Source organism: Pseudomonas marginalis (assembly GCF_008692035.1).
Classification (GTDB): domain Bacteria; phylum Pseudomonadota; class Gammaproteobacteria; order Pseudomonadales; family Pseudomonadaceae; genus Aquipseudomonas; species Aquipseudomonas marginalis.
Map to the genome: position 1 here is coordinate 629,412 of NZ_VTFG01000001.1, position 14,168 is coordinate 643,579.

Consider the following 14,168-nt stretch of genomic DNA (forward strand, 5'->3'; position numbering starts at 1 on the left):
ACTGCAGCACGGCTAATCTGGCCAGGATCCGTCAAGAGTGCCAACCATGACTACCGAACAAGATCCGCGCTGGGCTGCGATTCTTGCCCGCGATCCGAAAGCCGATGGGCTGTTCGTCTACGGCGTGAAAACCACCGGTGTGTATTGCCGCCCGAGCAGCGCCTCGCGATTGCCTCGCCCGGAAAATATCGAGTTTTTCGACACCCCGGCACAGGCCGAGGCCGCCGGTTATCGCGCCAGCAAACGCGCAGCCGGTGACCAGACACAACTGGCTGCGCAGCATGCGCAATTGGTGGCTGACGCATGCCGGCAGATCGAACACGCCGACACCGCGCCCAGCCTCGGCACGCTGGCGAGCCGGGCCGGCCTGAGCCCGTTCCATTTCCACCGGGTGTTCAAAGGCGTGACCGGCCTGACGCCCAAGGGTTACGCCAGCGCCCATCGCTCACGCAAGGTTCGCGAGGGGCTCAAGGGTGCGCATTCGGTAACCGATGCGTTGTATGAAGCCGGCTTCAATTCCAACAGCCGCTTCTATGAGTCGGCCAACCAACGGCTCGGCATGACGCCCAGCGACTACAAGGCCGGCGGCACCAACAACGATATTCTGTTCGCCGTCGGGCAATGCTCGCTGGGTGCAATCCTGGTGGCGCAGAGCGCCCGTGGCGTGTGTGCGATTCTGCTCGGGGATGACCCGGACAAACTGGTGCGCGACCTGCAGGATCAATTCCCCAGGGCCAACCTGGTGGGCGCCGACCGCCGTTTCGAACAATTGATCGCGCACGTGGTGGGCTTTATCGAGGCGCCGGCCCTGGGCCTGGACTTGCCACTGGACTTGCGTGGCACCGCGTTCCAGGAGCGGGTGTGGCAGGCCCTGCGCGAGATTCCGGTGGGCAGCACGGCCAGCTATGGGCAGATCGCCCAACGCATCGGCGCGCCCAAGGCCTTTCGCGCGGTGGCCCAGGCCTGCGGGGCGAACAGCCTGGCGGTGGCGATTCCGTGTCATCGGGTGGTGCGCAGCAATGGCGATCTATCCGGCTATCGCTGGGGGGTTGAACGCAAGCGGCAGCTGCTGGAGCGGGAAAGAGACCACTGACGCGCACGAAAAACGTCCCTCGTCCAGTGAATAAAACAGACTGGCCGGGTGCCAAGGGCCCTGTTAAAACAGCGACAAGCCTCACTGATACTGGAGACACGTCCCATGAGCACCTGGCCAGACACCCGTATTCTCGACCTGCTGGGCATCGACGTGCCCATCATCCAGGCACCGATGGCCGGTGCGACCAGCGCCGCCATGGTGATTGCCGCCAACCAGGCCGGCGCGCTGGGTTCGATTCCTGCGGCGATGCTGAGCATCGAGCAACTGCACGAAACCCTGGCCACCGTGCGCCATGCCAGCAGCGGGCCTATCAACGTCAATTTCTTCTGCCACCAGCCGCCGGAGCCGGACGAGGAGCGCAATCGCCACTGGAAAGCCTTGCTGGAACCCTACTACCGCGAACTGGGCGCCGATTTTGATGCGCCGACACCGGTCTCCAATCGCGCCCCGTTCAACGCGGCCAGTTGCGAAGTGGTGGAGCAACACCGCCCCGAGGTCGTGAGCTTTCATTTCGGCCTGCCGGAAAAAAACCTGCTGGAACGTGTCAAGGCGACCGGAGCCAAGGTGCTGTCCTCGGCCACCACGGTCGAGGAAGCGATCTGGTTGGAGCGGCACGGCTGCGACGCGATTATCGCCATGGGGTATGAGGCCGGCGGGCATCGGGGAATGTTCCTGGCTTCGGACCTGAGCAGCCAGATCGGCACGCTGGCCCTGGTCCCGCAAGTGGTGGACGCAGTGCGCGTCCCGGTAATCGCCGCCGGTGGAATCGGCGATGCGCGCGGTATTGTCGCGGCCTTCGCCCTCGGGGCCTCGGCGGTGCAGATCGGCACCGCGTACCTGTTCACCCCGGAGGCGACGCTCAGCCGGGCCCACCATCTGGCCTTGCTGACGGCCCAGGCCAGTGGCACAGCGCTGACCAATCTGTTCACCGGGCGCCCTGCCCGTGGCCTCTTGAATCGCCTGATGCGTGAGCTGGGCCCGGTGAACCCGGCGGCGCCGGCCTTTCCTCTGGCAGGCGGCGCGCTGATGCCATTGAAGGCCAGGGAGGAAGCCGGTTTTGGCAGTCAGTGGGCCGGGCAGGCCGTCGGGCTCAAGCACGCACTGTCGACGCGCGAACTGACCACGCTGCTCGCCGCGCAAGCCCTCAAGACGCTTACCCGCACGCCGGACTAGAGCGGTACAGGTTCCGCAGGTCGCAGCCCGCTCAGGCGGTTTTCGTGGGCCTGGGTCAGTACCATGAAGCGCTTTTGCCGCAGGGCGTGGATACCGTAGATGATCCGGGCGAAGTGCTCGTTACTGTTCTCGTAGGGCTGGCAGGTCATGATCAGGGCGAAGAAGCAATCGGACTGCCGATGGGTGGCCATGGCGTTGATCAACTTCAACCCGATAGCAAACAGCGCCTGGCCGGTGCTCATGGAGAGTCGTTCGTAGCTGGCCCCCAGTACGTGGTGTATCTGCACTTCGCGATGGGCGGCCAGCGTCTGGTGCAGGTAATCGAGTTGCGCCCTTGTACACAGTTCCGCACTGGCGCGATCCCCCGTGACATAGCGTTCGATTTCGCTGCGCAGCAAACTGCGCCAGTCGTCGTCTTCCTGGCCGGCCCGCAGTGCGATCCAGTCGACGCAATCGACCAGGGCGTTCTCCGCCGTGGCAATCGGGCTGGCGAGGCCCGATTGCAACTGATCCAGGTGAGCCAATGCCCCGCGCACCAACTCCGCCTCTTCTGCGATAACGCTGTCCATCAGCTCCACATACTCTTCCAGCGACTCGTGGCGCCAGCTCCGGAAAGCCCCCAGCAGATGCGCCCTGAGGTTGCCAACGACCGGCACTCCAACGGTACGGCGCAACATATCCTCGGACTCATCGATCAAGCCCCGCAGGTTACTGACCTGCAACAACAGGCCAGCGTGATCGAACGGCTGCGGCGTGCTTTGCAGCGCCGTTGTCAGTTGCGACGCGCCCCGTGGCAGCTCCCGGGAAAGTACATCCCATAGCCTCGGCAGTTGCCGTTGGATAGCGGTGATAAATCGCGGCGGACACGCGAGGACCGAATAGCTGCCGGTATTGAAGAAACGCCCCCAACTCACTCCCAGCCGGAACACCGTGTTGAGCTCAAGACTGGCCTCGATGACATTGGCGTAGAGCTTGTAGACCACCAATTTGCCGCTCGACGCCGGTGCTTGCTGCACGCGCTGCTCCCAGCCGGCGATGGAATCAAAATAGGCCAGTTGCTGCGCCGAAGGGTCCAGGCGCCCCAACCCCGTGTCCAGCACCGCCGCATCACTTTCATTGCGAACCGACAGGGCAAAATGGCATTGGGGACGCGGGTCGTTCGGTTCGGCGAACAGCAAGACGCCGATAGCCTGGACGTCCCAGGACTGGCTTGACAGGTAGTCCGCACAGCGCTTGGACTCAACGAAGCCGCCTGTAGTAGAAGCCTCGGAGTCGCCCGCCAATTCGGCCAATTTATTGGCGTCGCGATACAGCTTTTCCAGACGACCGCGCATGCCCAGCAGGTCCGCTGATGTGGGCAGGAACAACGTGGAGGCGCTTGCCTGTTCCAGGGAAACAGGGGGGGCCGGGCGCTCACGGGATCTCAAGGCCGGCAACAGCAACTTCCCGGTCTGGGCCGACCGTTTCAACAGCGTGCGCAGTTGCCCCCGGGCCAGGGTAACGTCGGCAACCAGCTCCACCACGCCCAGCAAGACGCCCAACTTGCACTCATACACATAGGCGGCGTAATCCTCGGGTCGGTCCATGCTGCGGGCCAGTTGGTAGGAGAAGCTTGCGTCCGCGACATTGGCGATCAGGCCAACACCGCCGGACAACAGCAACGCCCCGACGCCCGATGCGGGACCGACCGCCGCTATCACCAGGCTGGACACCGCGCGGGTAGCGACCTTGAACATGCCCCATTTCGCCAGGCGCCGCTCTTCATCGGAGGAAAATACCGCGTAATTCATCATGTGCTTGAGTTCGCTGATACCGATCTCATACAGCGCATCGTTGATGTTCGTCACCTCCCGGAAAGACACCGGCTGCGGCGGTACGCGGCGGTAGTGGTAGCCGTAGCGCTTTTTCTGCGGATAGAAATCCGAGCGCTCCACGCTGAGTTTTTCCGGAAATGGCAGGTGGTGCGTGATAAACCGCATCAAGTCGTCACTGGGTTGCCCCGACACGCCGCTGGGCTGCCACACCGCCCAAGTGAGCTCTGCCATGTTCAGTGAGATGAGCAGCGCCTTCTGTGAACTGAGCTTGAGCACCAACGCATTGGGCACCACTTTTTCCCGGAACAGCAGCAGGCGCGGCTTGACTTCACCTTTGAGAAAACGATGGGCGAGTTCACGCAGGGACACATCCTGCTCAGCATCATCGACCAGGAATTGTGCCGCGCGGACCTTGGCCAAGGCCTCGCAGGTTTCGCCAAACAGTTGTTTGTAGTCGGTGTTGCGCGCCAGTTCGTCGATATCGGCGACAAAGGTTTCATACAGGATGTCGCGCAAGCGGCCCAGGGTGCGCACTTCCACGCTCGACAGCGGTTCCCCGCTGACATGGATGTTGGCGATGGTTTCCTGGAAATACGCCGTGCGCTGCGGCTCGCCCGTCAGCACTTGCAGGAAAGAAAAATGCTTGTAGCGCGGTGGCGCATAGGCGGTCATGCCCGCCGAATAGACCGGGTAGCCCACCTGGTATTTATAGCGAAACCGTTTTTCGTCCCTGAACCGATCCTGGGTACGTTGCGGCAGCCCGGACTTGTTCAGGCAGCGCTCGATAAGGTTCTGGATATAGTCCTTGGAGAGTTCGGCGTTCCACACACTGTTCAGCAGGTTGTCCCATTTTTGCCAGGCCTTGGGGGGCGTAACCGGCTGTGTCGACGTCGGCACGCCCTCCAGCCACTGTGCCAGGTCCCCAGGCAGTATCTGTATCGAAAAAGACGCCTGGGAGGCGTCGCTGCGCACGAACCAGAAATTCTGCTGGTCACTTTGAGCGCGGATCACGCCCTCTTCATCCATCACCCCGCAGTTCACCCAAGGACAACGGTGATTCAAATAGACCGCAAGATAATATTGCCAGCGTCCTGACGCTCGATATTCCTGGGCGACGGTGATCGAGTATTCCAGCGCCGGCGCACCGCCGGGAAGATTGCCGAGGGTCACCTTGAGCAATTGATTGGGCTCTATGTGAGTGTCTGGCAGCTGCACGTCCTTGAGTGTCCACCGCGGAAGGATACTCAAGATCGCAACCCCCACCGGCTCTTCGAAGGGTTTGAGCCACAGCCGGTTCTGGCTCGTATCGGCTGAATAATCGAAGCGGCTGCCTGATTGCGCACCAATGCGCATGCCCGGCCACTCCAGGCTGATCGCCTTGGGCCATTGGTTGGCCCCCCGGGATGTGGGAGGCAGGTCGAACCAGATTTCCGCCATCATTTCGGCGTGGGTGTTCCACACCGATAGCACCACCACCTCGGTCTTGAGTACCGCCTGGTTAGGCATCATCAACTCATGCTGCACCCAAAAGCCCGCGTGGATCTGCCCCCCGACCTGAATGCGACCGAGAAAAAATCGCGTGAAATTCAGCTCCCGTGCCACCTCGCCATAGAAATACGGCATCAGGACTTTGGTTTGTACGCTGTCGGTGTTTTGCTGTTTGCCTGCATATGCCTGCCAGGGAAACCGATCGTTGAGGATGTGCCACAGCGGCAACGAATCGTGCTCGACGATGATCGGCTGTCGCTGGCTGTCATCGGTATCGAATATCGAGAATTCGACGGGGATCAGGGCGTCTGCCCGGATCAGTGCCTTGGCCTGGGGTTCCAGCGTGGATTGAGCCACTACACGCTCTATCCATGCCTGCGTGTAAGCCTCGCTGCTCTCGGTGTTTGTCGCGCCCACGTCGATGTAAGCGTATTCCTTGCCCATGATGTGCTTCCGTTTCAGATCAATACGCCGCTCACTATCGCGTTGCGACCAGCGCCTGGCTGTCAGCCATGGGTGCGTCGACGGGAGGAAATCTCGACCGCGCGCCGACATCGATTCCAAGGATGGATTTCCCTTGCCATTTTTACGCTATATACCTATACATACAGCGCCTGGCAGCGCCCGTCCCTATAATCGGCACCAGGTTCTACACCTTCTCAAACGGAGCCGTTCATGACTTTCAATACCCCTCGCTTTGTACCCGCGTGCCTGGCGGCATTGGTTGCGTTGCTCGCGACCGCAGCGGCCCACGCCGATGAAGTCCAGGTGGCCGTAGCGGCCAACTTCACCGCACCGATCCAGGCGATTGCCGCCGACTTCGAAAAAGACACCGGCCACAAACTGGTCGCAGCCTACGGCGCCACCGGGCAGTTCTACACCCAGATCAAGAACGGCGCGCCGTTCGAAGTGTTCCTGAGTGCCGACGACACCACCCCGCAAAAGCTCGAAAGCGAAGGCGACACGGTCAAGGGCTCGCGCTTCACCTACGCCGTGGGCACCCTGGCGCTGTGGTCGGCCAAGGAAGGTTATGTAGACGCCAAGGGCGAGGTATTGAAGAAGAATGACTTCAAGCACCTGTCCATCGCCAACCCGAAAGCCGCGCCTTACGGCCTCGCCGCCACCCAGGTATTGGCCAAGGAAGGGTTGACCGAGCAGGTCAAGGACAAGCTCGTCGAAGGCCAGAACATCACCCAGGCCTTTCAGTTCGTTTCCACCGGCAACGCCGAGTTGGGTTTCGTCGCCTTGTCGCAGATCTATAAAGACGGCAAAGTCACCAGCGGCTCGGCCTGGATCGTCCCGGCCGCCCTGCACGACCCGATCAAACAAGACGCGGTGATCCTCAACAAAGGCAAGGACAGCGCCGCTGCCAAGGCTCTGGTCGAGTACCTCAAGGGGCCGAAAGCCGCTGCCGTCATCAAGTCCTACGGTTATGAACTGAGCAAGTAAATGCCCCTGTCGAGTGCCGATTTTTCCGCAATCTGGTTGACCCTCAAACTGGCGTCACTGACCACCGTGATCCTGCTGGTCATCGGCACTCCGATTGCCCTGTGGCTGTCGCGCACCCGTTCATGGTGGCGCGGCCCCATTGGCGCGGTGGTGGCCTTGCCATTGGTGCTGCCACCCACCGTCATCGGTTTCTACCTGCTGTTGACCATGGGCCCCCACGGCTACTTCGGCCAGTTCACCCAATGGCTGGGCCTGGGCACCCTCACCTTCAGCTTCGCCGGGCTGGTGATCGGTTCGGTGATCTATTCCATGCCGTTCGTGGTGCAGCCGTTGCAGAACGCCTTTTCCGCCATCGGCACACGCCCATTGGAGGTGGCCGCGACCCTGCGCGCCAATCCGTGGGATACCTTCTTCACGGTGATCCTGCCCCTGGCGCGCCCGGGGTTTATCACCGCGTCCATCCTGGGTTTTGCCCATACCGTCGGAGAATTCGGCGTAGTGCTGATGATCGGCGGCAATATCCCCGACAAGACCCGCGTGGTCTCGGTGCAGATCTACGATCATGTCGAAGCCATGGAGTATGCCCAGGCCCATTGGCTGGCCGGCGCCATGGTGGTGTTCGCGTTCCTCGTGTTGCTGGCGCTCTACTCCAGCCGTAAAACCAGGATGGGCTGGAGTTGATGCCGATGATCAATGTGCGCCTGAACTTGAAGTACACAGGCTTTGCCCTGGACGTGGACCTGCATGTGCCCGGTCGAGGGGTGACTGCGCTGTACGGGCATTCCGGCTCCGGCAAGACCACCTGCCTGCGCTGCATTGCCGGGCTGGAGCGGGCCGAAGATGGGTTTATCCAGATCAACGATGAAGTCTGGCAAGACAGCCGCAACGGTCTGTTCGTGCCGCCGCACAAGCGTGCGCTTGGCTACGTGTTCCAGGAGCCCAGCCTGTTCCCCCATCTGTCGGTGCGGGCCAACCTGGAGTTCGGCCTCAAGCGCATCCCGCGCTCGCAACGCCGGGTGGATATGCTCCAGGCCACGGAGTTGCTGGGGATCGGCCATCTGCTGGAGCGTCACCCCCAACACTTGTCCGGCGGCGAACGCCAGCGCATCGGTATCGCCCGTGCCCTGCTCACCAGCCCAAGACTCCTGTTGATGGATGAGCCCCTGGCCGCCCTCGACAGCAAGCGCAAAGGCGAAATCCTGCCCTACCTGGAACGCCTGCACGACGAACTGGACATCCCCGTGCTGTACGTCAGCCATGCCCAGGATGAGGTGGCGCGCCTGGCCGATCACATCGTGTTGCTCAGCGACGGCAAGGCCCTGGCCAGTGGTCCCATCGGCGAAACCCTGGCACGGCTCGACCTGCCCCTGGCGTTGGGGGACGACGCGGGCGTGGTGATCAATGGCAGCGTCAGCGCCTATGACGATCACTACCGTCTGCTCACGCTGCAACTGCCCGACAGCGCCCAGCACCTGCGCGTGGCCCATGCACCGCTGGCGTTGGGCAAGGTGTTGCGGGTCAAGGTACAGGCGCGCGACGTCAGCCTCAGCCTGCAGGCCGAAGAGCACAGCAGCATCCTCAACCGCCTGCCGGTGACGGTTACCCAGGAGATCGCGGCGGATAACAGCGCCCATGTGCTGGTGCGCCTGGACGCGGATGGCACGCCGTTGCTGGCGCGGATCACGCGGTTCTCCCGCGACCAGTTGCAATTGCGGCCCGGCCAGGCGCTGTGGGCGCAGATCAAGGCGGTGGCCGTGCTGGCATAAGAAACCTTTTGGCACGACCGCACACGGCTGCGGTCAATCAGGAATACCGGCCTGATCCGTTGCCAAAGGAACCCGCACCATGCCCGACTCCGCGCTGCCCGCCGACCTGCCCCGCGACCTGCATTACGTTGACGACACCCAGCCCGGCATCCGCCGCAAGCGAGTGCGCGGCAAGTTCCAGTACTTCGACGCCAAGGGCGAGCGCATCCGGGATGCCGATGAGATCAAGCGCCTGAACGCCCTCGCCGTCCCTCCGGCGTATACCGATGTGTGGATCTGCGCCGACCCGCGCGGGCACCTGCAAGCCACCGGCCGCGATGCCCGTGGACGCAAGCAATACCGCTATCACCCACGCTGGCGTGAGGTGCGTGACAGCGACAAGTACGCGCGGCTGCAGGAGTTTGGCAACGCCCTGCCGAAACTGCGCAAGCAGCTCGAAGCGCAAATCGCCGAACCCGGCTTCACGCGCGAAAAAGTCCTGGCCACGGTGGTGATGCTGCTGGACGCCACGCTGATCCGCGTCGGCAATACCCAATATGCGCGAGACAACAAATCCTACGGGCTGACCACCCTGCGCAACCGCCATGTGGATGTCAACGGCAGCGAGATCCAGTTCCAGTTTCGCGGCAAGAGTGGCGTGGAGCACCAGGTCAGCGTCAAGGACCGGCGCCTGGCCACGGTGGTCAAGCGCTGCCTGGAGTTACCGGGGCAGAACCTGTTCCAGTACCTGGATGAAGACGGCGAGCGGCACACCGTCAGCTCCCATGACGTCAACGCCTACCTGCACGACCTTACCGGTGCCGACTTCACTGCCAAGGATTACCGCACCTGGGCCGGCACCGCCATGGCGCTGGCGGTGCTGCGGGAGTTGGAATGGCAACCGGAATCCGACGCCAAGCGGCATGTGGTGGCGATGGTCAAGGATGTCGCCAGGCAACTGGGCAATACGCCTGCGGTGTGCCGCAAGTGTTATATCCACCCGGCCGTACTCGAGCATTTCAGCCTGGGCGAATTGTCCAGGTTGCCCAAGCCGCGGGTGCGCAAAGGCCTGAAGGCCGAGGAAGTCGCCTTGGCGATGTTCCTTGAACAACTGGCCGCCGACTTGCCCGGCAATGCCAAGGCGGGTTAGGCTCTGGCTCCCTTCTGACTTCCGGGACGACCGCCGAAGTGAATCACTAAGCCTTCCAGAATGTACCTGCAACGAGCCGCCTGGCGCGCTTGTTGGCCTGTCCGACATTTTTTGGAGGTGCTGATGACTGACGTCAACCGGCTGCCCGTATTGGTTTCCCTGCAACACCTGTGCTTCCAGTTCGCCAATGGCGAGACCTTGCTGGACGACCTGAACCTGTCCATCGACCACACGCCCACCGGGATTGTGGGACGCAATGGACGGGGCAAAAGTATCTTCGCCCAATTGATCGTCGGCGTGTTGTTCCCCTCCTCCGGCTCGCTCAAGCGCTCGGCCAGCGTGGCCTATGTCCCTCAGGACATGGCGGTTGCAGCAGGAGACACCCTCGCTGACCTGACGGGCACCACGCCCGTGCTGGCGGCACTGGCACGCATGGCGGCAGGGACGGCGCAGGTCGATGACCTTGAGTTGATCGACAACCGCTGGGACCTTGCCGAACGCTTGCGCGCCGCACTGGATACGGCAGGCCTTGCGCAGCTGGGTGTGGATACGCCGGCCGATCAACTCAGTGGAGGGCAACTGGCGCGGCTCAGGCTGATCGGCGCCGTGCTGGCCGCACCGCAACTGCTGGTGCTCGATGAACCCACCAACCACCTCGACAGCGCCGGCCGCCGGTGGCTGCTGCACCTGTTGCAGGAATGGCGTGGCGGCCTGGTGGTGGTGAGCCACGACCGGCAAATACTCAACACCCTCGGGCGCATCATTGAACTGTCCCCCCTCGGCCCTCACGTCTACGGCGGCAACTATGATGCCTATCGCCTGCAGCGCGACACCGAACAGCACGCCGCCGTCGCGGCGCTGGAGCACGCACGCCTTGAGCGCAACCGCGAACGCCGGCGCGTGCAGAAAGACCATGACAGCCTGCAACGCCAGGCGGCGCGCTCCCGCAAGCACGCCGAGACGGCCAATGTGGACCGGTTTACCAAGGCGCGCTGGAAAAGCGCCGCCACCGAAGTCGTCGGCACCGTGCGCAGTGCCCATCACGCGTACAAACACACGTTGGATGAGCAGGTGCGCCAAGCCTACGAGCGCGTGGTAGATGAGACGCCGACCCTGTTGGAGTTGCCGGGGTCCGTCGTGCCCAATGGCCGACAGGTCATGGCCTTGACGGAGGTCCGGTTACCCTGGCTGGAGCATCCCGCCCTCACACTCAACCTCACAGGGCCGGTGCGCGTGGCTGTGCTGGGACCGAACGGCTGCGGCAAATCCACCCTGCTCAAGGTACTGACCGGCCAATTGCAGCCCGCCAGCGGTGAGTGCACGGTGCCGTTGCCCTGCGCGTATATCGACCAGCACCAGGCGCTGCTGGATGACCGACGCTCCCTCGTCGAACAGCTCAACCTGCTCGACACACCGCTGCCCGAAGCCGAACTGCGTACGCGCCTGGCCTTGCTGCAACTGGATGCCCGGCGGGTCACCCAACCGACCGCGCAGCTCAGCGGCGGCGAGCGGTTGAAAGCCGCGATGGCGATTGCCCTGTGGGGTGAAACACCCGCGCAACTGCTGTTGCTTGATGAGCCCACCAACCACCTGGACCTGGAATCGGTGATCGCCTTTGAACAGGCGCTGCAGGGCTTCAGCGGGGCAATGATGGTTGTATCCCATGATGAGGCGTTCATCCAGGCGTTCGGGCCAACCCACCGTTTGCTCTGGCAACCTGAGGGTTGGCGCCTGGAGTGTGTCTGAGGTCATTGCGCGCGCAATCAAAGCGTCCTAGGGTAGTGGCCGGATAATCTCACCGAGGAACCCGGCCCTATGCTGCCTTCGCCCAACAAGCCTTATGCCAATGCCGCACTGGCCCATCAAAAGCGCTGGCGCGGCCGCGTCGGCCTGATGCTGGTGGCCAGCCTTTCGGTATTGGCGGGCATGACTGACGCCATCGGCTTTATGGCCAGCGGCGACTTTGTATCGTTCATGAGCGGCAACACCACGCGCCTGGCCGTGGCCATCAGTGTGGGGGATCTCGGCTTGACCGCACGCCTGCTGTTGCTGGTCGCCACATTCGTCGCCGGTAACGCCTTGGGCGTAGTGGTGGGCCGTCTCAGCCGGCGCCATGCCCTGCCCCTGTTGCTGTGTATCGCCACCTTGCTCTGCGGCGCAGCCTTGCTGCCCTTCGTCGACACCTTGCCGGCGCTGCTGGCGGCGATCATTGCGATGGGCATGCTCAACGCAGCCGTGGAAGAGGTCAACGGCTTGCCGGTGGGGCTGACCTACGTGACCGGGGCACTGTCACGCTTTGGGCGCGGGCTGGGACGCTGGATGCTGGGGGAGCGCCGCAACGGTTGGCGGGTGCAACTGATTCCGTGGGCGGGGATGTTTGTCGGCGCGGTGATTGGCGCGCTGCTGGAGCAGCACATGGGGCTGAGGGCGCTGGTGGTCAGCGGTGTATTGGCCGGCGTGTTGGGGCTGGTGTCGCTGAAGATTCCCCGGCGCTGGCATTTGGGTTTTATGCCGCGATAAGGACTAAAGGTGCCCGCCCGACGGTAAGGCCTCGACGTCCGTGTACTGGTAAAGAGCCATCATGTCGGGCGGGCGGATTGAATCATAAGCGAATGTCCGGCGGCTGTCCCGCCGGGCGTTTCCTGAAATGACTAAGGCAACGGATTACAGACAGGTCGCAAGTGCGGCCAAACGACGCTTGGCCGGCATCGTATCTTCAACGGCGTAGTACTTGACGGACGAACCGGCACCGGCGCTTTGCACGTCGACGAAGTAATCGCCACCCGTGGTATAGACGGTGAAACCACCGGCCCCGTTCGGCTCTTTGAAGCCACCGGCGTCGACGCCAAACACGCTTTCATCCTGCCAGCCGAACTGGATGCACTCGGCAACCACCAGCGTGGCCTTGTCCGATGCCATGGCCTTGTAGGGAGCCCCCAGGCGCGCCTCGTTCATCTTCGAACCCGCGCAACCGGCCAGTGCCGTCAATACCAATGCGCCCATTACCACCTTGTGCATGCCCTTGCCTCGTTGGAAAAAACGCGACTGTACCATTGCCGCAAGGCTGACTGACGCCCCCATGAATTTTGTTTCACTGTGGAGGGAGAATATGCCGCCTATAGTGGCCTGGCTCATTTTTAGAAGTGTCCTTCTGCCCGCCCTCCCGCGGGCTTTTTTTCGCCTGCGCTTCAGAGCCACCAGCGAAACAGGTAGAACAACGCCATGCTCAGCAGCACGGTCATCAATACGTTGCGCGTCCAGAACATCAGCGCCACGGCGCAGATACCGGCCAGCAAGTACGGATTGGCCGGGCTCAGGTTGAGCTGGTGATCAGCCAGGAAAATAATCGGCCCGCAGATCGCCGTGAGCATGCCCGGCACCGCAAACCCGAGAAACTCCCGTGCCCCACGGCTGAGGCGCACCGGCAGGCGCGGCTCGATAAACAGATAACGGTTGAAAAAAACCACCAGGCCCATGGCCACAATCATCAGGTAAATCATCGCTGCCCAACCCCCAGGCGTTTGCAGAAAAACCCTGCGCTCATGCCGAGCACACCCGACACCACCACCGCCGACTCCCAGTGCAGGAAGCTCAGCCATACCGAAAACAACAACGACACCGCCACGCAGACCACCGTTGGCACATCACGTACCACCGGGGTGATCAGCGCGATAAAGGTGGCGGCGATGGAGAACTCCAGGCCCAACTGATCAAGGCCTGGGATGCTTTTGCCCAGCACGATACCGGCCAGGGTGAACAGGTTCCAGGCGATATAAAACGTCAGGCCAACGCCCAGGGCGTACCAGCGATTGAAGGTTTCACGGTCATAGTGGTTGACCAGCGCAAAGAACTCATCGGTCAGCAGAAAGCCCAGGCTCATGCGCCAGCGGGTCTTGAGCGGCGACAGAATCGGGCGCAGGTGCATGCCATACAGCAGGTGCTGGGAGGTCAGCAGCAAGGTGGTCAACACGATGGAAATCAGGCTCGCACCGCTCTTGACCATGCCAATGGCGACCAACTGCGCAGCGCCGGCAAACACAATGGCGGACAAGCCCTGGGCTTGCAGTGGCGTGAATTGCGCATCGATGGCCATGGAACCGGCCAGCAGCCCCCAGGGTGCACAGGCCAGGGACAGGGGAATGACGGCGATTGCACCGCGAGCGAAGGCGTAATGAGGTAAGGCAGCAGGCATGGAAACGGCTCATCGACAGACAGTCCACAAGCATGCCAGCGTAGGATGGAGCTTGTCTTGA

General features: G+C 62.5%; 12 protein-coding genes. 8 read left to right on the forward strand and 4 right to left on the reverse strand.

The genetic code is table 11. The annotated features are described in order from the left end of the window. Positions 1–46 precede the first annotated feature (46 nt). Complete coding sequence (gene ada, locus FX984_RS02590) at positions 47–1,093, forward strand: bifunctional DNA-binding transcriptional regulator/O6-methylguanine-DNA methyltransferase Ada (RefSeq protein ID WP_098479466.1); 1,047 nt, start codon at positions 47–49, stop codon at positions 1,091–1,093. A 105-nt stretch (positions 1,094–1,198) separates the two neighbouring features. Continuing rightward, entirely contained in the window at positions 1,199–2,269 is a 1,071-nt protein-coding gene (locus FX984_RS02595) for an NAD(P)H-dependent flavin oxidoreductase (protein WP_146476322.1), read from the forward strand. Here the strand turns inward: FX984_RS02595 and FX984_RS02600 are convergent. Further along, a complete protein-coding gene (locus FX984_RS02600; RefSeq protein WP_146476321.1) occupies positions 2,266–6,015 on the reverse strand; it encodes a hypothetical protein in 3,750 nt (1,249 codons plus the stop codon). The two genes, FX984_RS02595 and FX984_RS02600, sit on opposite strands and share 4 nt — an antisense overlap. A 231-nt stretch (positions 6,016–6,246) precedes the next feature. Between FX984_RS02600 and modA the strand changes: the two genes are divergently transcribed. The 6 genes from modA to FX984_RS02630 all read left to right on the forward strand — a co-directional run bounded on the left by modA (position 6,247) and on the right by FX984_RS02630 (position 12,435). After that, positions 6,247–7,020, forward strand: a complete 774-nt coding sequence (gene modA / locus FX984_RS02605; protein WP_146476320.1) for a molybdate ABC transporter substrate-binding protein — start codon at positions 6,247–6,249, stop codon at positions 7,018–7,020. Continuing rightward, the gene (modB, locus tag FX984_RS02610; RefSeq protein WP_065927477.1) at positions 7,021–7,701 is read left to right on the forward strand and encodes a molybdate ABC transporter permease subunit; all 681 of its coding nucleotides are present in this window, start codon (positions 7,021–7,023) and stop codon (positions 7,699–7,701) included. A 5-nt stretch (positions 7,702–7,706) separates the two neighbouring features. Continuing rightward, entirely contained in the window at positions 7,707–8,786 is a 1,080-nt protein-coding gene (modC, locus tag FX984_RS02615) for a molybdenum ABC transporter ATP-binding protein (protein ID WP_027606600.1), read from the forward strand. Between the two features lie 79 nt (positions 8,787–8,865). Continuing rightward, positions 8,866–9,915: a DNA topoisomerase IB gene (locus FX984_RS02620; protein WP_146476319.1), complete on the forward strand. Its 1,050-nt coding sequence runs from the start codon at positions 8,866–8,868 to the stop codon at positions 9,913–9,915. 123 nt (positions 9,916–10,038) lie between these two features. Next, positions 10,039–11,661, forward strand: a complete 1,623-nt coding sequence (locus FX984_RS02625; protein WP_146476318.1) for an ABC-F family ATP-binding cassette domain-containing protein — start codon at positions 10,039–10,041, stop codon at positions 11,659–11,661. 69 nt (positions 11,662–11,730) lie between these two features. Then, positions 11,731–12,435, forward strand: coding sequence for a YoaK family protein (locus FX984_RS02630; protein ID WP_092357938.1), 705 nt, complete (start codon positions 11,731–11,733; stop codon positions 12,433–12,435). 144 nt (positions 12,436–12,579) lie between these two features. Here FX984_RS02630 and FX984_RS02635 read toward each other — a convergent pair whose 3' ends face one another. From FX984_RS02635 to FX984_RS02645, 3 genes are all read right to left on the reverse strand, one after another. After that, positions 12,580–12,933 (reverse strand): hypothetical protein, encoded by a 354-nt coding sequence (locus FX984_RS02635; RefSeq protein WP_027606604.1) that lies wholly within the window; start codon positions 12,931–12,933, stop codon positions 12,580–12,582. A gap of 170 nt (positions 12,934–13,103) precedes the next feature. Continuing rightward, positions 13,104–13,415, reverse strand: a complete 312-nt coding sequence (locus FX984_RS02640; protein ID WP_027606605.1) for an AzlD domain-containing protein — start codon at positions 13,413–13,415, stop codon at positions 13,104–13,106. Beyond that, entirely contained in the window at positions 13,412–14,107 is a 696-nt protein-coding gene (locus tag FX984_RS02645) for an AzlC family ABC transporter permease (protein ID WP_027606606.1), read from the reverse strand. The genes FX984_RS02640 and FX984_RS02645 overlap by 4 nt, the downstream gene beginning before the upstream one ends. Between the last annotated feature and the right edge of the window lie 61 nt (positions 14,108–14,168).